Below are 18882 nucleotides of genomic sequence, written 5' to 3'. Positions count from 1 at the left end.
TATCGAAATCAAACTTACAATATAATTAGTAACGAATCAATGGGGATAGCTCCTCAACGCTCCTTACTTTTTATACGTCATCCCCGCTTTCGCGAGGATGACAAGCTTATAAAATATGCAAATTGGGGTTAATTAGTATGCATTTTAAAAAAAGTGAGAATTTCTGGAGTAGTCCCTGAAGTATTAACATCTATATCGTGTTATTCATCTGCAAGTCATCGGGTGAGTTATTCTCTATTTGAAGTTCAGTTTCATCAGTTTGTACCGAATAAATAGTTGTATAAACAGGGTCTATATCAATTCTATTACTCGGTTCTGGATTCGAATTCGCAGATAAACCCGCCAATAATTTACTAGTGGAGCATAAATTAATCGCATCATTGGATAATGCCTGCGCGTTCGAGGCACTTCTTTTCCCATCTATAATAGCGCCTACACCAAAGCCAATCAGTCCACCTATTGCTGTAGACAGAGCCCGGACAGTTGTTGATGGGAGTGAGGCCAGTTTCTCAGCAAGAAATGGTGGTGCCGCAATAGATGAAACTAGGGCGGAACTTATAATCCCAAGTGCAGTTCCAGCCGATTTTCCTAGATGTTGATTAAGAAAGGATGGAGAGTCATGACTCACCTGTTCGGGTATTGTTTCTGTTTCAGAACTGTTTTCTACCGGGGGTATTGTTACAAGTACTTCATGCTCAACTGTATTAATGGTTTCATTAAAACTGCTTTCGGGTATCCCTGATTGCTGTGAATCAGTTTGTTCTTTTTGTATCTTTTCTCTGAAAAAAAGCAATACGGGTTCAATAGTTTCTTGGGAAAATGATAAATCACTGGAATGCGCCATTTGAATTTCAGCTAAAATATGTTCCAAAATATGCAGCTCATTCAATGATAAATTTCCTCCTGGAAGAAGCTTTAATAGCTCAAAAAATACAGTACAAAATTCCTGGTATGTATATTGAAAAAAACTGTTGTCGTATGTTCCTTCAGAAAAAACATCATTCTTGATTTTATTCACGATAAGTGAAAAAAGCTCCGGACTTAATTTGAACTGACCTATTGGGGAATAAGCAGTAATAATGCATGTTATTCTGGACAGTTGCTCAAAGGATAGTTTTTTTGGAGCCAATGCACGATAATAGTGTAAAAAGGTTCTCTGATTTTCATTTATTGGTATCTCATGAAGAATCTCATTTAATTTATCATAATAGTAAAATCTGTTTTCAGTAATAATATACTGTGATTCAGTAGACGTCCTTTGACTCTCATTTGTGGGTTCTTCAGACATGAAGATCAGGCTGCATTGCCCATAAACCAGATGAAAAATATCTTCCTTATCCAGTTTACTCTCAGCATTAATTCGCGGATACAAGCATACATTCATATCCAGGTTCAGAGTACGAATCAGTTTTATTTGTTTATCAAGGCTGATGCACACGTTTGGAATGACAGGAGTACCATAGTATGGGTCTTTGCTAGTCCTTCCATGTCTGAGTATATTTTTTGAAGCTCCAATCATAGGATTGTATGCATATGCATCCGATTTATTAGTGGGAATCACCGGGATATTATTAAATAGTTGTTCCAATACGCCACGGGTATTTTTTAATTTATCTTGCAGACGGGTGCTTTGCATAATTAGAGCGTAGCTATGTTCTGAAAGAATGGAGTGTTGTTCTGACAATAGATCATCATATAATCTGTCTTCCATTTCCTTTGCAATGGTTTGCCGCTCCTGCTCAATCGCGAGATTAATTCGTTCTCTTAAATGAACTGGGTAATTTGAATCTGCCGGCAGAATTCTGTTTCCATGGATGTACCTTTTGTTAAAAAGATAATAATCTGTCTGATGAAGGAGTTTTTGAAGTTCTTCATCTGAATAATTGCGATCAGGTTGATATTCATGGATGAAATACATGCTCTTAACTTTGATAGCTTCCAAATTATCTTCAAGTACATCTGCGTGTCCATGAGATACTTGTGTTCTGATGTAGCGTGAACAGATAGCCGTCCATCGTTGGATTAATAGTTCATCATCCAATTCCTGTTCAGCAGTAAGGTGAATTTGGTTGTGCCTAGAAGAATATTCAATAATTGGAAGTTTCTTTTTTTCGCCAAACTCAGTGATGAATTCGCGTTCACCTTGTTCTGGTCCATAGGTTAAAATATAGGCTGCTTTGGCTTTGTTATAAGCAGTTTCATATTCATTTCGTAAATAAACTGCCTGTAATAGGCCAAAATATGGCGGAAGGCATGGATTGTTTGGTGTCTGATCCTGAGTGAAGTAAATTGCATCTATTTTTTTGCAGTGATATAAAAGTTCAGAGTGCGTTGTAAACTCCCCATTATGCATCCTCCGATATTGCCCACCCAGCTTTAATGATTGATGCAGGTCAGCATACTGTTGATTGATTACATCAATATCTTGTGTCACGTTATTGTTCCAAATGGATTTTTTTTGATAGCCTGTGTCTGCATCAACGCTGCTGATCAATTGAATGTCAGCAGGATTAGGGTTGATCATTAAAAATCCAACATTAGACCATAATCCCGCACCGTACCCCAGCAGTGAGACAGAGCGGTATGGATTTCCATGTTTAATAAATCGATCAGGTTTAGAGCTGGGTGTAGCGACACCAGGTCTACGCATGGATTTTTCAATTTCGATTTGTGCTTTGTTTCCTTTGATTCCAGAGGTAGAATTAAACGCAACCTCTTCTGATACATAGATGATTGATCTGGCAAGAATCTTTCCGTCTCGGAGTGCGGCCTCAAGGTTTTCCTGGGTTAATTCCTTTTGAGGGTCATAAGGAGTTAATTCAACCAGTGGCATTGTAGAAAGCTGCTCAATAGGGAGTAATTCCTTACTTAATGCTTTCAGAACAGGATAATTGTAGCGTTTTATATCTTGAGCTATTGCTTGAAATCCATTTTCCTGTTCGTAGTTGATTTTGATCGAGGGCTCAATCGTTCCGTAAGAATCCCCATGATAGGTAATTAAGCTTCTTGCTTCACAAATTAATTGCGCCATCTCCTCCAGAGCCAAAGGATTATCCTTAGCTGCAATCTGATAAAAATCAAGATATTTGGCATCAAAAGCAGGTCTGGCTCTGATAATATCGAGACAGTCCACATCATGAATCAATTGATGATAAATGCTTTTTTGGTAATTATCCTTAGTGATGCTTGAATCAAATTGCCAGCTTATCTGGCCATCTTCCCCTTCGTTAATTCTAAAATATCCTGTTTTATGGAGGTCTTTATTAGCAGTTGCCTCGGCAATCAAACAAGCCTTTTCTTTGTTAACGCGTAATACCTGTCTTAAATAATGATAAAGCAATAAGGCGCTCTCATGATCCCATTGATCTTCATTTTCATCTTCTCGAGCAGAATCATGGAATAATGCGGCAATTTGTAATAATTTAATGTCTTCTTCGGTGAGTGTATCTGAGTCCTTAACACGATGTTTGCGATATAGATTAGCAAATACAGGTATATAATGAGCCGCACGCGAAACGTGAGTTAATCCATGTGCATATCTGGAAAATCCAGGAACAACAACCTCCTGTTTTGCAACGGGATAAGGTATTTTATAGATGTTATTAAATAGCCATTTAGCATGCTCATTAATATCACTATCAAAACTTAGATGTTGTGTATTATCTTTATGAAAAAGCTCCAGCGACAGATTTTTATGCTCAAGTATCTTTAACAGGCCTGTATTCCATACGTTGTTTGTACTGGATTTAGCTGAAACGGTTTGAGAACTAACTACCGCCTCATTAATAAAAGATGAATCATTACCCATTTCTATTGTCCAATATAGTTTAATATTGTTTTATTTTATTTCAATGTGGTTAATGATTTATTAAATCCCCGACTTAAATATTCATAATACTTATATAAATAATTGATGATTCAAATTACGGAAATCCGTAACTCCCCACGTATTTTATTGAGCTCACTGAGTATTCCCCTCTCCACCGCGCGCAGCGTGGGGGAGAGGGATCAAGGGTGAGGGAGAATACTCAGTGAGCTCAATTAAGTGTGGGGAGTTAAGGAAATCCTCTGAATTGTATAGTTCCTACGCTCCGTGGGTTTTTTCAGCGCTGTTATAAATTTTTCTACTCATGGTCTTGTGATATTTTTGCAGATTGGTAATAGTGATCTAAACTGCTAAAAGAGAGTTTTCTAGGAAAAGGAGTTTGCTTCATGAAAACACTGAGTTCTTTATCAGGAAAATCAGTAGTTGAGCTGATAAAAAAAAAGGAAGTATCCTGTGTGGAGGTAATGCAAGCACATCTGGATCAAGTTGCAAAGGTAAATCCTTCAATTAACGCGATGATTCAGCATTTATCTCCAGAGGACGCTTTAAAACAAGCACATAACGCAGATAAAGAACTTGCTAAAAATAGAGAAGCAGGTCTCTTGCATGGACTACCTGTTTCAATAAAAGACGCGCGAGAAGTCCGTGGTTTTTTATGTTCTTATGGAAATCAAAGTCCATTTAATTATCGTGCTACAAAAGATTGCACGGTCGCTGCGCGTTTAAGAAAAGCAGGAGCGATAATCACCGGGATTACTAATATTCCTGATTTCTCAATGTCCTATGATACCGATAATAGTTTATATGGTCGAACATGTAATCCCTATGATTTGCAACGCTCACCTGGAGGAAGCAGTGGTGGTGAGGCTGCACTTATTGCTGCCTGCGGTTCTTATCTGGGTATTGGAGCTGATAGCGGTGGAAGCATCAGGCAACCAGCACATAACTGTGGAATCACGGGTTTAAAGCCAACGCTTGGTTTAATACCTGATACCGGTGTTTTTCCCGGAAACGGTTCTTATGGTATTTTTAAAAACATTTTGACTCAAGGACCTATGGCGCGCTATGTAGAAGATTTAATCCATGTTTTACCCATTCTGAGTGGCCCTGATGGAGTAGATCCCAATACAATACCGATTGCCGTAAAAGATCCGAATCAAGTTGATTTAAGTCAATTACGTATAGCTATCTATACAGAGAACAACATTACCGTTCCAAGAGACGATATCGTAAGGGTTGTGAACAAGGCGGGAAATCTGCTTAAGTCTGAGGTTCACAGTATCGAAGAACATGCTCCACCCAATACCAAAGAAACCTCCTCTATGTTCGAGGAGCTGTTTTTCTATGGTGGTGACGGCGGGCAGTGGTTAATTGATCACATGAACATCATGAATGTTTCTAAAGTAGAAAAGCCTTTTCAGGCCATTTTAGACAGAGCGGCCGTTTGCCATTTTTCAGTTACCGAGTTACGTCGTCGGCTGGAATTAGTTGAAGAATTTAAATATTCAATGATGGAGTTCATGCGAGATTACGATGTGATTATTTGTCCAGCTGCCACTACACCTGCCAATTTATATGAGCAAAAGATTGAGGAAAAGGACGGTTTTGATTTGGCTTATGATTTAACGTATAACCTGCCCTACAATATTACTGGTTGGCCTGCAGTTGTGGTGCGTTGTGGCACTTCAGATGAAGGGCTTCCGATTGGGGTGCAAGTCGTTGCAAAAGCCTGGCGGGATGATGTGGCACTCGCAGTGGCCAAACGTTTGGAAGAATTACTGGGAGGTTGGCAAGCTCCAACGGGAGCTTGCTGACAACTCGCTGGTTGATCTAACCGGAATCAATTGAGACTGACGCTCTGATCTTGAATCTATATAATTAATACTTTGGTTCCCGGGTTGGATTTTACCCAATCAGCAACATAATCGATATAGTTATTTTTGCCCACTGCAATGCATCCACGTGTTGAGTAGGGCAGGCTGTTCATCCAGTTAAACCCTTTGGAGGACTGCGTAGGGCCATGAATGCCTACGTCTCTGCCTGAATACCCAGCTGCTCTTTGTTTTGGTGTTGGATAAAGAATTGGAATAAAAACTTTAAATTGATTGGATTTTCTTGGATAAGCTAACCCATATAAACCAATTGGTGTTTTATTATCACCTGCTTTCTTTTTACCAATGCCTTTATATCCAAGAGCTACCTTAAAGGTCTTTACTACTGAGCCGTGTTTACAAATATTTAAGGTTCGCTTTGAAGTATGTACATTGATTCCGGTGGATAAAGGACAGGTTGAAGTACTGGCCAATAAAGCAACAGGAAAAAAAAGAGCGATGATTAATGAAATTGCTTTTATTTTCATACAAATAGACAAAATTTACTGAAGTTGGTTGATAATTATTCCATAATATTTGCTTTATTCATAGAGTTTGCCGACTAATTTTTTCATTAATAGCTATAGAAAAAGAGTGGGAATGAAAATAACTCTTTGATTTAAAAAAGTATTCTCTCTAGGGGGCGCGATCGATCTTTTGAGTAAATAATAATAGGGAGTCGGTGTTGGCCACTGCCATTTAATTAAGCCCTGGTAGCCTGTATTAGCGAAGCGTAATACAGGATCGAAGGGGCATTAAAACTCCAAAGTTTCCCCGTATTTCGCTTCGCTAATACGGGCTACAAAAAATAGTCAATTTCCTTACTGCCATTCCCTGCTCAGGATTCGCTAAATTCTTTTAACGCTTTAAGAAAATGGTGGCCATAGTGAGTTAGTTTGTGTTGGCCTACTCCTGAGACATCAAGTAGCTGCTCGGTATTTTGGGGTTTTAGCTGCGTCATTTCGTGTAAGGTCGCATCACTGAAAATCATAAATGGAGGTTTGTTTTCTTCATCTGCCAGTTTACGTCTTAAACTACGCAGTACTTCAAATAAAGGACTATTTTCAGGCTTAACAGAACTGCGTTCCTTACTTTTCTTTTTAGTGCCTTTGAGGTCATTATTGGGGATGGTCAGGGATATCTTTTCTTCACCCTTTAAAAGGGGTATCGCTTTGGGAGTCAGACGCAACACATTAAAATGACTGATGTCCTGTAAACAATAATCCTTATGAATAAGTTGCCAGGCCAGCTGTTTCCAGTAATTGGCTGATTTCTCTTTACCAATACCGTAGGTGCTGAGTTGGTCATGTCCAAATTGTTTGATTTTGTCCGTTACGGCACCTCTGAGTACTTCTATGGTATGGGTTAATCCGTAATTCTGTTTTAATCGGTAGATACACGATAATAATTTCTGAGCATCTTCTGTTGCGTCAGCCATTTCAGGCGGATTGTCACAAACATCACAATACTTGCATTCGGTATCACTGGGCTCGTCAAAATAACGCAAGAGAATTTGGCGACGGCAATGTGAGGCTTCAGCAAAAGCCAGCATGTGATTTAATTTATTGGTTTCCACCCGTCTTTGCTCGTCAAGTGGCGTATTGATTATCCAGGAACGTAGCCTTGCGCTGTCTGCCGCATCATAAAGCAGAAGGGCTCTTGCCGGTAAGCCATCACGACCCGCGCGACCGGTTTCTTGATAGTACCCCTCGATATTTTTGGGTAAATCATGATGCACTACGAAGCGGACATTGGGTTTATCAATACCCATTCCAAAGGCAATCGTTGCGACAACAATATCAATACGATCATGGCGGAACAAAGTTTGTACCTCGCGACGCTCGTTATGCGGAAGGCCGGCATGATAAGCGCGTGCCTTAAACCCCATATCCTGCAGTTTTTCCGCAAGTCGTTCAACGCTGTTCCGTGTTCCGCAATAGATAATCCCGGATTGTTGCACCTCAGATTGCAAAAATTGATTCAATTGTTTTGCTGGATTAATTTTAGGGACTACTTTGTAATGAATATTAGGTCTGTTAAACGAAGTCACGTATCTTTTGGGATTGTAATTTAATTTTACAACAATATCTTCGCGAGTTTGTTTATCGGCAGTCGCGGTTAACGCGATCATGGGAACATTGGGAAAATGGGTTTTTAATAGTCCGAGCGCAGCATATTCAGGTCTGAAATCATGCCCCCATTGAGAAACACAATGTGCCTCATCAATTGCGAACAGAGCGATATGACATTCTTCAAGACGCTCTAAAAAGGAAGCACTGATAAGTCGTTCCGGTGCAATATATAACAGGTCCAATTCGTCATTATGCAATTGTGCTAATACTCTTCTGGCCTCTTCACTTGATAGGGACGAGTTATAATAGGCTGCGTTAATGCCTTGTAATTTAAGCGATGCTACCTGATCTTCCATTAATGCGATTAAGGGAGATACAACGATACCAACTCCAGATCGAACTATTGAAGGGATTTGATAGCACAGAGATTTTCCGCCGCCAGTCGGCATGAGAACGAGTACGTCTACTCCAGAAATAACATCATTAATTATTTCTTCTTGAGGCGATCTAAAAGAATCAAAGCCGAAATAGTCTTTTAAAACGGTCAGGGCATTTTTATTTGTTAATGTAGGTTGCGCTAATGTTTCCATGTGATTATTCTTGTTGTATTTCACAGGCGCTAAAAATTCGCAATAATAACATCTTTTAACCTGTAAACAGAGCAGTTTAATTGGAACCTGAAAATTTATGTGCTAAGTCCAGGATTTTTTACAAAATTTAGTGCCGTAATCGATTCAGTAGATTAAACTCTTTCAGGTTTATACCTATGTCCGATGGGTATATAGGGTGTTAAAAACAAACTTTCTAAGGATGGTCTATGAATTTTGAATTCACCGCTGAACATCAGGCATTTCGTCAGATGGCATCAGATTTTGCCCAAAATAAATTGGCTCCCATGGCCGATAGTTGGGATGAGCACAGTCACTTTCCAACCGATATTTTACGTGAAGCCGCAGCATTAGGTATGGCTGGTATGGTGGCTCGAGAGGATATTGGCGGAGCGCAACTCACTCGTTTGGATGCGTCCTTGATATTTGAACAACTAGCTACCGGTTGTATTACTACCAGTGCTTATCTTTCAATTCATAATATGGTCACTTCATTGGTTGATCGTTATGCTAATGACGAATTGCGTTCCTTTTGGGGACCTAAATTAACTGCGATGGAAGTCATATCCAGTTATTGTCTTACAGAACCGGAATCGGGATCTGATGCGGCTTCATTAAAAACCAGAGCTGTACGAGACGGTGATTATTATATTCTTAATGGTGCCAAGGCATTTATTTCAGGCGGAAGCGTCAGTGATGTCTATTTATGTATGGTTCGCACTGGAGATGAATCGCATCACGGGATCAGTTGTCTGTTAATCGAGAAGAATACACCTGGTTTTACTTTTGGAAAACTGGAAAAGAAAATGGGGTGGCGTAGTCAACCTACCTGTATGATCTATTTTGAAAATTGTCGAGTCCCAGTATCCAACCGGGTTGGCGAAGAAGGGATGGGGTTCAAAATTGCTCTTAATGCATTAAATGGCGGACGGGTTAATATCGCATCATGTTCACTGGGCGGTGCACTTGCCTGTTTGAGATTAACTCAAGCCTATCTTCATGAGCGTAAGCAGTTCGGTAAATCATTAACTAAAATGCAGGCACTACGCTTTTATTTTGCCGATATGCTAACCGATTATGAAGCAGCACGATTAATGGTCTATAGAGCTGCAACGGCTATGGATAATAATGACGTCAATGCGCCTATGTATTGTGCGATGGCCAAACGACTCGCGACTGACGTGGCATTTCGGATAAGTGATAAGGCCATGCAATTGCATGGTGGATATGGCTATTTACGCGATTATCAAATAGAGCGAATATTCAGAGATTTAAGAGTGCACCAAATTCTTGAAGGCACTAACGAGATCATGAGAGAAATTGTTGCAAAAGCGAGTTTGGATGAAGAATTTTTTATTGATTAGGAATATACCAGGAGTTTATTAATGAATTTAATTGAACATGAGTTGGATGGAAATGGAATTTTAACTTTAACGTTAAATCGACCAGAAAAACTGAATGCACTGAGTACCGAGGTTTTAGATGCTCTGGCTGAATTATTCCGCTCTGCAAAAGCAAATCCAAAAGTTAAGGCATTAATAATAACTGGCAATGGTAAAGCCTTTTGTGCTGGAGCTGATATCAATCGACTCGCTGAATGTACCGCTCAGACCGGATACGAGTTTGCCTGTCATGGTCAGGAAGTGTTCCGTTTGCTGGAAAACATGGGTAAGCCGTCTCTGGCGGCGATTAATGGATTTGCTTTTGGTGGCGGTTGTGAACTGGCAATTTCCGCAACGCTGAGAATTGCTTCAACCAAAGCGATGTTTGGACAACCAGAAGTCAAACTGGGCGTTATACCTGGATATGGCGGTACACAGAGATTAGCCCGCCTTGTCGGTAAAGGACGCGCTATGGATTTGTGCCTGACCGGGCGATTTATTAATGCTGAAACGGCTTTAAATTGGGGTTTGGTCTCAGAGGTCACAGAACCTGAGCTTTTATTAGAGCAGGGCAAAACTATCTTAAAGGGTATTTTAAGTATGGCTCCTCTGGCTATTGCCGGAGTGATGGAAGTTATTGACCATGGTTATGATATATCCCTTCAGGAAGCCTTGCATCTGGAAGCGATTCATTTTGCCAAAGTATGTGCTACTGAGGATAAAAAAGAAGGAGTAGAGGCGTTTCTGGGTAAGCGTACCGCCGTCTTTAAGGGAGAATAATGATGATCGAAGAGATACTTTTTGCTCAGAAAGGTCAAATAGGGTTAATTACTTTAAACAGAGCCAGTGCATTAAATGCGCTCTCATTACCCATGATTCTAGCCATGCAAAAACAATTGGAGCTTTGGAAAGAAGACAATTCCATTAAGGCAATAGTGGTTCGAGCCGTTCCAGGTAATGCCTTTTGTGCTGGGGGGGATGTGCGTTGGCTCTACAATTCAGGAAGAAGTACTGAGTCAGAGCAAATGCAGTTCTTCTGGCATGAATACAGGCTTAATCATTATATTCACCATTATGGTAAGCCTTATATCGCTTTAATGGATGGTATCACTATGGGAGGCGGAGTAGGAATTTCCCTGCATGGTAGCCATCCGGTTGCCAGCGAGCAATTTGTATTTGCCATGCCAGAGACCGGGATAGGTTTTTTCCCGGATATAGGTGCCAGTCATTTATTAAATCGTTGTCCCGGATCTCTGGGGATTTATTTAGGATTAACAGGTAATCGATTAGGTTCTCAGGATGCTTTAAAGGCTGGATTGATTAAATATCGTGTACCTTCCATGAAAATGAACGCTTTAACCGAAGCCTTAATGTCTACTGATCTATCAGAAGACGCTTATGCCCGAGTTGATCAGTGCATTCAAACCTTTACTGAATCAGATTCGGACAATGAGGTCAGTCAGATTAAGCCTTTAATCGATGTATGTTTTTCTCAGCCGACAGTGGAACTGATCAGAGAAGCTCTGCGTGATTGTGACGGAATATGGGCAGAAGGCGTTTATAATGCTCTTGGGCAAAAATCTCCATTAAGTCTTAAAGTGACTCTCGCTCAGTTACATAAGGCAAAAGATCTATCCCTGGCTGAATGTTTGAAAATGGATTTTGATTTGGTCGCGCATTTTATGAGTGACAGCGATTTTTATGAAGGCGTACGTTGCTTGTTAATCATTAAGGATAAAAAACCAAACTGGAAACCAGCCAGCCTGGATTTGGTAACAGACAGTATGGTTGTGAATTATTTTGAGCGGTTTCATTCCGGTTTGGAGTTGATAGTCGTCTAGTACATATTTATGTTGGAGAATGGCTCGTCTTTATAAGGCGAGCCACAGTGATCTAAATAGTTAAACTCCCTGTACCAGGCAGCGATGATTTTCATATGTAGTGCAATTATGAGCAAAATGGTATTTTAGGCCAGAGACAAATATCTTTTCACCATTTTCCATGAGGAAAATTTGTTCCGGTTGCAGTTCCGCGTAGTTAGAGTCTCTTAATACTGCTTTATAAATAGTCCCTGCATATGGAAATAACCATCTTTCGAGGAATGGCAGGATTTTTTCCGGATCATTGGAATAAAAATTCTGTTTAATATCAGTAAACAATTTTTTATTCATTTCATAATTGTTTTTGAAATAGAAGTTGCTGCGATCCTGTCTGTATTCTACAAAAGGAGGATTTTTGGGGTTTTTCTTCATTCCTGCTGAAAAATTAAGCGCAACCACGAGACCTTTGGCTGATTCTATATTTAATTGGGTTCCAAGAAATTCAGAGCCATTATTCGCTGACAGATAGGATTTTAAGTAGCTAACCGCTTCATCATTAATCGGATCGAAATAACTGTTGATCTGGAAGTTAATTGCATAATTAGTGTCCGGATTGAAGGTGCAACTGAAATAAGTCTGATATGAAAATTTATCTGAAGTAATATAATCCACTATTTTTTTTTCAATGGCTTCATTGACTTGATCACAGGTGAGTTGTTGGTTTTCCATTGTTCCCGACATGCGAATAACTTGCGTTGGGTAATCCGCACTGCGGGTAAATGATTGGAGTTGATTCAGGCCCTCTGAAGTATTGGAGTATGTTTTTTGTATGGAGTTTTTCGATAGAGGATTGTGCGTAAATATCATCGAATCGGTCGGAAATTCTGATTGACTGAATGCACACAGTGGAATTAAAACAAGAGGAGCAATAAAGTAGTTACGTCTCATGGCAAACTCCTTATTTTTTTTTAAATTAAATCCTTTAATTTAAGGTACCTATTGAACACGGAACAAATTCGATAAAATTCTCAGGACTAACTAATAACACCCAATCTCTTCGTTAAAAGGAATTTTTAATTCAGTCATTTAGTCTATCTAAACTCCCTCATTAAAAAATCTTTTTTGCCTCGGCCTCGGGGGTATTTGTAAGTCCTAAATTAATCAATTTTGGTCGTATTATTGAAAGGCCCTGTTTCGAGTATACATGATTGAATTTAATTCGCTACAGCTAGTCCAGGTTTGAATTCAAGATGATTTTCATGATTTATGTCACAATTTGGGTATAAATCGACGAAAAAATTGTTAGTTTGATGCATTTCCCTTAGAATTCACCTCATTATTAAATTATTTATTTAGAGAGATTTATGTCTGATTTTTATCAAGACTTTAATAAGAGAAGAACCTTTGCCATTATTTCTCACCCTGACGCGGGTAAAACCACCGTTACTGAAAAACTCCTGTTATTTGGGGGTGCTATACAGATGGCTGGTACAGTAAAAGGACGAAAAGCAGACCGACATGCAACTTCCGACTGGATGGAAATGGAAAAGGAGCGTGGTATTTCCATTACTACTTCTGTGATGCAGTTTGTTCATAATGAACATGTTATGAACTTGCTGGATACTCCTGGACATGAAGACTTTTCGGAAGATACTTATCGTACATTGACCGCTGTAGATTCTGCTTTAATGGTGATAGACGTTGCCAAAGGGGTAGAGGACAGAACGGTTAAACTGATGGAAGTATGTCGTCTTCGTGATACTCCCATTATGACTTTTATTAATAAATTAGACCGTGAAGGACGTGAGCCCATTGATTTGCTTGATGAAGTCGAATCGGTATTAGGGATTCAGTGTGCTCCTATCACCTGGCCTGTAGGTATGGGGAAACGTTTTAAAGGAATTTATCATCGCTATGAAGATACAGTATATCTCTATCAGCACGGTAAAAATGCTCAAAAGCAGGAAGCGGTCCGAATTAAAGGACTGGATAACCCTCAATTGGATGAATTGCTTGGTGACAGTGCACAGGAACTTCGTGATGAGATTGAATTAGTAAAAGGGGCATCACATGAGTTTAATCTGGATGCTTACCTGGCAGGTAAAATGACCCCGGTTTATTTTGGTTCTGCAATTAATAATTTTGGCATTAAGGAATTGTTAGACGATTTTGTTCAATACGCTCCAGGCCCTCAACCCAGAGCAACGACGGAACGAATAGTAAATCCTCAGGAAGAAGCCTTTACCGGGTTTGTATTTAAAATTCAAGCCAATATGGATCCCAAACATCGAGATAGAATCGCTTTTGTACGCATTTGTTCCGGCGCATATAAAAAAGGGATGAAGCTGAGTCATTTACGTATTGGTAAAGAAGTGCAAATCGCCAATGCTTTAACCTTTATGGCAGGCGACAGATCGCATACTGAAATTGCTTTGGCAGGGGATATTATAGGTTTGCATAATCACGGCACCATACGTATAGGTGATACGTTTACTCAGGGCGAACAACTGAAGTTCACTGGGATTCCTAATTTTGCACCCGAATTATTTCGTCTGGTTCGCTTAAAAGATCCTCTGAAAAGCAAAGCCTTACTGAAAGGGTTAATTGAATTATCTGAAGAGGGCGCAACCCAGGTATTCAGACCTTTAAATAGTAATCAACTTATTCTTGGCGCTGTAGGGATTCTCCAGTTCGATGTAGTAGCTCACAGATTAAAGCATGAATATAAGGTGGATTGCATTTATGAATCAGTCAGCGTGACTTGTGCTCGTTGGGTGTACGCTGACGATGACAAAGCCTTGAGTGAGTTCCGTGATAAAGCCTATGATTATTTAGCCCTGGATGGCAGTGATACCTTAATGTATCTCGCACCTACACGAGTGAATTTAACAATGGCGGAAGAGCGTTATCCTAAGATTAAGTTCCGAGCGACAAGAGAGCATTAACTGGGGATAGACAGGCTTATAACCTGTATCCACCTTTGGTAGATGCAGGTCATTTGACTTAATGGGTTTTTTCTTTAAAACTAGGTTGTACAGCTCGCTTTAACGGTATGCTGTCCAAGATTTGTAATTCTAACTTTTGCACCTGATTCGGCACTTATTTTTAATGTATCGCCTTGATGTACAGTAACCTGCATGGAACTTCCCTTGGTTATAGTTACATCATTTACTTTACCTTGCTTGGCTAATGCTTCAGCAAACAGCACATTGCTTTCATCTTTGGTAATAATTTTACATTTAGCTTCAATATCCCAATACAGGTAATTAATAAATACTTGAGGTTCATTTGGTACTAATTCATAGTCAACTGTCATACTCGGTTGAAGGGTATTAGTCACTATTGAATGAACATTCGTACTGAATGCTGTGGCTGCGCATAGTAAGGAAAAGCCGATTTTTCGTAGCATAGATATCTCCAGTGTGAAAAATTAACAGGCTAAGATACAATTATTTTGTTTCCTTGGCAAATTAAAAGGCATTTGCGCAGAGCAAATGGGATACCACCCCAAGTATTTGAATAAATTATAAAATTATTGGGTTATATTTCTCCTAAGGCTTTGGATATAGATTCAGTCATTGTTTTGGCATCTCCAAACAACATATAAGTATTGTCATGAAAAAATAAACTGTTCTCGACCCCCGCATACCCTGGGGACATTCCACGTTTTACAAATAAAACGGTTTTAGCCTTTTCAACTTCTAATACAGGCATGCCGTAAATTGGGGAGCTGGAGTCTGTTTTAGCAGCCGGATTCGTAATATCATTTGCCCCTATAACAAAAGCAACATCGCAGGATGCAAAATCCCTGTTAATTTCGCTTTGCTCAAAAACGCGATCATAGGGAATATTGGCTTCCGCAAGTAAAACGTTCATATGGCCTGGCATACGTCCTGCAACAGGGTGAATAGCAAAACGTACTTTGATAGAGCGAGCTTCCAGGGCATCAACCAATTCTTTAACTGCATGTTGTGCATGCGCAACAGCCATGCCATAACCGGGTACGATAATCACGTCTCTGGCATTACTTAACAGAAAAGCTGCATCTTCCCCATTCGCTTGCCTCACCGATCTGGATTCGTCACCTGCATGAGCTTGCTGGGTATTTCCCGCGGAGTTAATTCCTCCAAAAATCACATTGAAAATGGAACGATTCATTCCAACACACATGATGTAACTTAGGATGGCTCCACTGGCTCCGACTAATGCCCCAGTGATTACCAGCAGATCATTACTCAGGGTGAATCCTATACCTGCTGCAGCCCACCCGGAATAGGAGTTGAGCATGGAAATTACCACGGGCATATCAGCACCGCCTATAGGGATGATCAGCAATACACCAATGAGAAATGCTAACCCAGCTAATATACCAAAGAGCAATAAACTTTGATTTAGTAAAAATACAACAAAAAATCCTAGAATTGATAAAGCGATAACCAGGTTTACTATGCTTTGTCCCATAAATCGTACCGGTACTCCGGACATGATCCCTTGCAGTTTTAGAAAGGCAATTACTGAGCCTGAAAAGGTAATTGCACCAATAATTAACCCTAAACTCATTTCAATCAGACTGGCTTTTTCTATGTCGCCAGTGCTGCCAATATGAAATGATTCAGGAGATAAAAAGGCACAGAACGCTACCAGAACAGCAGCCATACCTACCAATGAGTGGAATGCTGCTACAAGTTGCGGTATGGCAGTCATATTAATTTTTAGTGCGATGAAGGTACCAATGATTCCACCGGCTACGATTAAACCAATCAGAATGTAGTGATGGAAAATGGTGGGCATCATCAACGTAGAGCCGACTGCAAGTGTCATACCTAAAATTCCCAGGAGATTTCCTCTTCTGGACGTGGCTGGACTGGCCAAACCCTTTAAAGCAAGAATAAAACAGACAGCGGCTAATAAATAGAATAGGGGAACAATTGAATTCATTACTGATTCCATCCTTTAAGTCATTATTTTTTATACATGCGAAGCATGCGTTGAGTTACAACAAATCCACCAAATATATTTATAGAAGTAATGAATATTGCCAAGCCCCCTAACCAGGTGATGGCTCCAACCATTTCGCTTCCCGCTGCGATTAACGCGCCTAAAACGATGATGCTTGAAATCGCATTGGTAACAGACATTAAGGGGGTATGAAGTGCCGGTGTGACTTTCCATACGACGTAATAGCCTACAAAACAGGCCAGGACAAAAATGGTCAGAATAGTTATATAAGGATTACCTATAGAGTGAACTTCATGCATTTTGTTGCTCCTTGGCTGCCTGAAAAGGTAAGTATGTTCCGTCACAACAAAGAACTGCTTGCTGAATAATCTCATCTTCAGGGTTAAATTTAATTTCAGGAGGCGCTGCAGCCAATAAATTAATTAAATGCACCAGATTATTAGCGTAGAGATCACTGGCTGTTGCTGGTACGAGACCTGCCATATTACTTATTCCGATTACAGTGATTGTTCCGTGTTTTATAATCTCATCGGGTACACTCACTTCACAGTTTCCACCACGCGAGGTAGCCAGATCTACTATGATAGACCCCGGTTTCATCTGTTCAACGGTTGTTTTATAGAGCAAAACAGGAGCTTTACGTCCTGGTATTAATGCAGTAGAGATGACAATGTCGGAAATTTTAGCGTACTGATCGATCAACTCGGCCTGTAATTTTTTATATTCATCGCTGGTTTCCGAGGCATACCCACCTTTGGTTTCGCCATCCAGTTCCTGGCTTACTTCTATAAACTCAGCCCCTAAACTTTCAACCTGTTCTTTGGCGGCTCTTCTTACGTCGAAAGCATAAACAACCGCACCCAATCGTTTGGCGGTAGCTATAGCTTGTAATCCTGCTACGCCTGCGCCCAGTATCAATATTTTAGAGGGTTGAATCATGCCAGCAGCTGTCATCATCATCGGTATGGCACGGTGGAATTGAGTTACTGCTTCCAGAACCGCTCTATAACCTGCAAGATTTGCTTGGGATGACAGACTGTCCATGCTTTGTGCCCGGCTGATTCGAGGGATCAAGTTCATGGAAAATAGATTAATGTGTTCTTTTTGACACCATTGAATCAGTTTACTTTGTGGATCATTGTCGATGTGACCTATTATCAATGCATTTCTAGCCAATCCATTCAAATCATCGGGATTGGGTTCATTGATGCACAGAAGAATATTCGTCTCTTTGAGCAATGTTTTTTTATTATCAATGAGTTGAACACCAACACGCTGGTATTCTTCATTAGAGAAATCGGAAGACAATCCCGCATTCTTTTCAATGGCGACTTCAAAGCCTAATTTGATAAGTTGTTTTGCTGAATGAGGAGTTATTGCTACGCGGGTTTCCCGACCTGATTCAAGTAAGGTTGCTATTTTCATGGGGTAATCCTTTTACCGTTCTATAAACTATCCTAGTGTAGATTAGAATAATTTGCTACTGAATAAAATGTCAAATGCAAGAATACGTGTTGGCATTACTGTGAATTCTTTATATGATGTAAATTAACCTGAATTTTCAATAGGATAGAATGGATGTATCATATTAAACGGAATTTATCCACTGTAATGCTGTCGTTATTTGTCGTTGTATCAAGCACGGATGTTGTTTCTGGCACAATGGGTACTCATCCAATCGCTCCCTGGAATTATATCGCTACATTGAGTGCGGGCCCTGTATGGCAAGATGGTGGTGAAACTCAGACATTCTTTTTAACACCTGATATAGAAAAAACTTATGCGGCAAATAAATCCAGTCATACTTTAGCTGATGGTGAGTTTTTTCTAGGGATACAAAAAAAATTATATAATTCCTTTAGCGGTCAATTAGGTATTGCATTCGCTACGACTGGCAAGGCCAGACTCAATGGTGGTATCTGGGATGACGCAGATCCAGAATTTAACAATTTTGTATACAGCTATAAAGTGCAACACAGTCACATTGCGCTAAAAGGGAAATTATTATCCGATTTAGGGTTTATTGTTACTCCCTGGATAAGTGCCAGTGTGGGAGCAGGATTTAATCGAGCATCTGATTTTTTCAATCGTCCTGTTATTTTTGAAGCATTGCCTACTCCAGATTTCGATTCTCATAATAAGACAACATTGACTTATACTCTTGGGGCTGGAGTGCAAAAAGCACTAAATCAAAATTGGCAAATGGGTATTGGTTATGAGTTCGCCGATTGGAGGAAAAGTCAATTGGGTAGAGCTTTCGGACAAACGTTGGGTACTGGTTTAAGTTTAAATCACTTTTATACTCATGGTGTTATGCTCAATATCACAGTAGTTGCAGGGTAAT

General features: G+C 39.9%; 14 protein-coding genes. 6 read left to right on the top strand and 8 right to left on the bottom strand.

All coding sequences use genetic code 11. From position 1 onward, the window contains the following. Positions 1-190: 190 nt before the first annotated feature. The gene (locus tag IZU94_RS08110) at positions 191-3808 is read right to left on the bottom strand and encodes a SidE phosphodiesterase domain-containing protein (RefSeq protein WP_203109719.1); all 3618 of its coding nucleotides are present in this window, start codon (positions 3806-3808) and stop codon (positions 191-193) included. Positions 3809-4212: 404 nt separating this feature from the next. On the opposite strand from IZU94_RS08110, the gene IZU94_RS08105 reads away from it, so the two are divergent. Further along, positions 4213-5640 carry an amidase gene (locus tag IZU94_RS08105; RefSeq protein ID WP_203109718.1) on the top strand — a complete coding sequence of 476 codons (1428 nt, stop codon included), beginning with the start codon at positions 4213-4215 and terminating at the stop codon, positions 5638-5640. Positions 5641-5696: 56 nt separating this feature from the next. Here the strand turns inward: IZU94_RS08105 and IZU94_RS08100 are convergent, their stop codons facing one another. Together IZU94_RS08100 and recQ are read right to left on the bottom strand one after the other, a co-directional pair. Further along, positions 5697-6185, bottom strand: a complete 489-nt coding sequence (locus IZU94_RS08100; RefSeq protein WP_203109717.1) for a L,D-transpeptidase family protein — start codon at positions 6183-6185, stop codon at positions 5697-5699. Between the two features lie 350 nt (positions 6186-6535). Then, entirely contained in the window at positions 6536-8359 is a 1824-nt protein-coding gene (recQ, locus tag IZU94_RS08095) for a DNA helicase RecQ (protein ID WP_203109716.1), read from the bottom strand. A gap of 227 nt (positions 8360-8586) precedes the next feature. Here recQ and IZU94_RS08090 point away from each other — a divergent pair, with 227 nt between their 5' ends. Genes IZU94_RS08090 through IZU94_RS08080 form a run of 3 tightly spaced genes read left to right on the top strand, consistent with a single transcriptional unit; the run spans position 8587 to position 11600 of the window. Beyond that, positions 8587-9741 (top strand): acyl-CoA dehydrogenase family protein, encoded by a 1155-nt coding sequence (locus IZU94_RS08090; RefSeq protein WP_203109714.1) that lies wholly within the window; start codon positions 8587-8589, stop codon positions 9739-9741. A gap of 21 nt (positions 9742-9762) precedes the next feature. After that, complete coding sequence (locus tag IZU94_RS08085) at positions 9763-10539, top strand: enoyl-CoA hydratase/isomerase family protein (protein ID WP_203109713.1); 777 nt, start codon at positions 9763-9765, stop codon at positions 10537-10539. 2 nt (positions 10540-10541) lie between these two features. Beyond that, positions 10542-11600, top strand: coding sequence for an enoyl-CoA hydratase/isomerase family protein (locus IZU94_RS08080; protein ID WP_203109800.1), 1059 nt, complete (start codon positions 10542-10544; stop codon positions 11598-11600). 60 nt (positions 11601-11660) lie between these two features. On the opposite strand, the gene IZU94_RS08075 is transcribed toward IZU94_RS08080, so the two are convergent. Continuing rightward, positions 11661-12527 carry an Lpg0189 family type II secretion system effector gene (locus IZU94_RS08075; RefSeq protein ID WP_203109711.1) on the bottom strand — a complete coding sequence of 289 codons (867 nt, stop codon included), beginning with the start codon at positions 12525-12527 and terminating at the stop codon, positions 11661-11663. Between the two features lie 416 nt (positions 12528-12943). On the opposite strand from IZU94_RS08075, the gene IZU94_RS08070 reads away from it, so the two are divergent. Continuing rightward, positions 12944-14524 (top strand): peptide chain release factor 3, encoded by a 1581-nt coding sequence (locus IZU94_RS08070; protein WP_203109709.1) that lies wholly within the window; start codon positions 12944-12946, stop codon positions 14522-14524. Between the two features lie 80 nt (positions 14525-14604). Here the strand turns inward: IZU94_RS08070 and IZU94_RS08065 are convergent, their stop codons facing one another. The 4 genes from IZU94_RS08065 to IZU94_RS08050 form a co-directional block, all read right to left on the bottom strand. Next, complete coding sequence (locus tag IZU94_RS08065; RefSeq protein ID WP_203109707.1) at positions 14605-14988, bottom strand: hypothetical protein; 384 nt, start codon at positions 14986-14988, stop codon at positions 14605-14607. Positions 14989-15119: 131 nt separating this feature from the next. Continuing rightward, positions 15120-16517 carry an NAD(P)(+) transhydrogenase (Re/Si-specific) subunit beta gene (locus IZU94_RS08060; protein ID WP_203109705.1) on the bottom strand — a complete coding sequence of 466 codons (1398 nt, stop codon included), beginning with the start codon at positions 16515-16517 and terminating at the stop codon, positions 15120-15122. A gap of 23 nt (positions 16518-16540) precedes the next feature. Next, a complete protein-coding gene (locus tag IZU94_RS08055; RefSeq protein ID WP_203109703.1) occupies positions 16541-16837 on the bottom strand; it encodes a proton-translocating transhydrogenase family protein in 297 nt (98 codons plus the stop codon). Beyond that, positions 16830-17963 (bottom strand): Re/Si-specific NAD(P)(+) transhydrogenase subunit alpha, encoded by a 1134-nt coding sequence (locus IZU94_RS08050; RefSeq protein ID WP_203109702.1) that lies wholly within the window; start codon positions 17961-17963, stop codon positions 16830-16832. The genes IZU94_RS08055 and IZU94_RS08050 overlap by 8 nt, the downstream gene beginning before the upstream one ends. Positions 17964-18116: 153 nt before the next feature. On the opposite strand from IZU94_RS08050, the gene IZU94_RS08045 reads away from it, so the two are divergent. Continuing rightward, complete coding sequence (locus IZU94_RS08045) at positions 18117-18881, top strand: outer membrane protein (protein WP_238400693.1); 765 nt, start codon at positions 18117-18119, stop codon at positions 18879-18881. The last annotated feature ends 1 nt before the right edge of the window (position 18882 follow it).

Origin of the sequence: Legionella bononiensis (assembly GCF_016786215.1) — a bacterium.
GTDB lineage: Bacteria > Pseudomonadota > Gammaproteobacteria > Legionellales > Legionellaceae > Legionella > Legionella bononiensis.
Note: the sequence above shows the minus strand (reverse complement) of the source record. Positions and strands in the feature narration are given on the sequence as shown.

Coding starts and splice junctions, on each gene's coding strand:
- IZU94_RS08105 (WP_203109718.1), top strand. CDS start 4,213: ATGAAAACACTGAGTTCTTTATCAGGAAAATCAGTAGTTGAGCTGATA.
- IZU94_RS08100 (WP_203109717.1), bottom strand. CDS start 6,185: ATGAAAATAAAAGCAATTTCATTAATCATCGCTCTTTTTTTTCCTGTT.
- IZU94_RS08110 (WP_203109719.1), bottom strand. CDS start 3,808: ATGGGTAATGATTCATCTTTTATTAATGAGGCGGTAGTTAGTTCTCAA.
- IZU94_RS08065 (WP_203109707.1), bottom strand. CDS start 14,988: ATGCTACGAAAAATCGGCTTTTCCTTACTATGCGCAGCCACAGCATTC.
- IZU94_RS08060 (WP_203109705.1), bottom strand. CDS start 16,517: ATGAATTCAATTGTTCCCCTATTCTATTTATTAGCCGCTGTCTGTTTT.
- IZU94_RS08045 (WP_238400693.1), top strand. CDS start 18,117: ATGTATCATATTAAACGGAATTTATCCACTGTAATGCTGTCGTTATTT.
- IZU94_RS08050 (WP_203109702.1), bottom strand. CDS start 17,963: ATGAAAATAGCAACCTTACTTGAATCAGGTCGGGAAACCCGCGTAGCA.
- IZU94_RS08080 (WP_203109800.1), top strand. CDS start 10,542: ATGATCGAAGAGATACTTTTTGCTCAGAAAGGTCAAATAGGGTTAATT.
- IZU94_RS08090 (WP_203109714.1), top strand. CDS start 8,587: ATGAATTTTGAATTCACCGCTGAACATCAGGCATTTCGTCAGATGGCA.
- IZU94_RS08055 (WP_203109703.1), bottom strand. CDS start 16,837: ATGCATGAAGTTCACTCTATAGGTAATCCTTATATAACTATTCTGACC.
- IZU94_RS08075 (WP_203109711.1), bottom strand. CDS start 12,527: ATGAGACGTAACTACTTTATTGCTCCTCTTGTTTTAATTCCACTGTGT.
- recQ (WP_203109716.1), bottom strand. CDS start 8,359: ATGGAAACATTAGCGCAACCTACATTAACAAATAAAAATGCCCTGACC.
- IZU94_RS08070 (WP_203109709.1), top strand. CDS start 12,944: ATGTCTGATTTTTATCAAGACTTTAATAAGAGAAGAACCTTTGCCATT.
- IZU94_RS08085 (WP_203109713.1), top strand. CDS start 9,763: ATGAATTTAATTGAACATGAGTTGGATGGAAATGGAATTTTAACTTTA.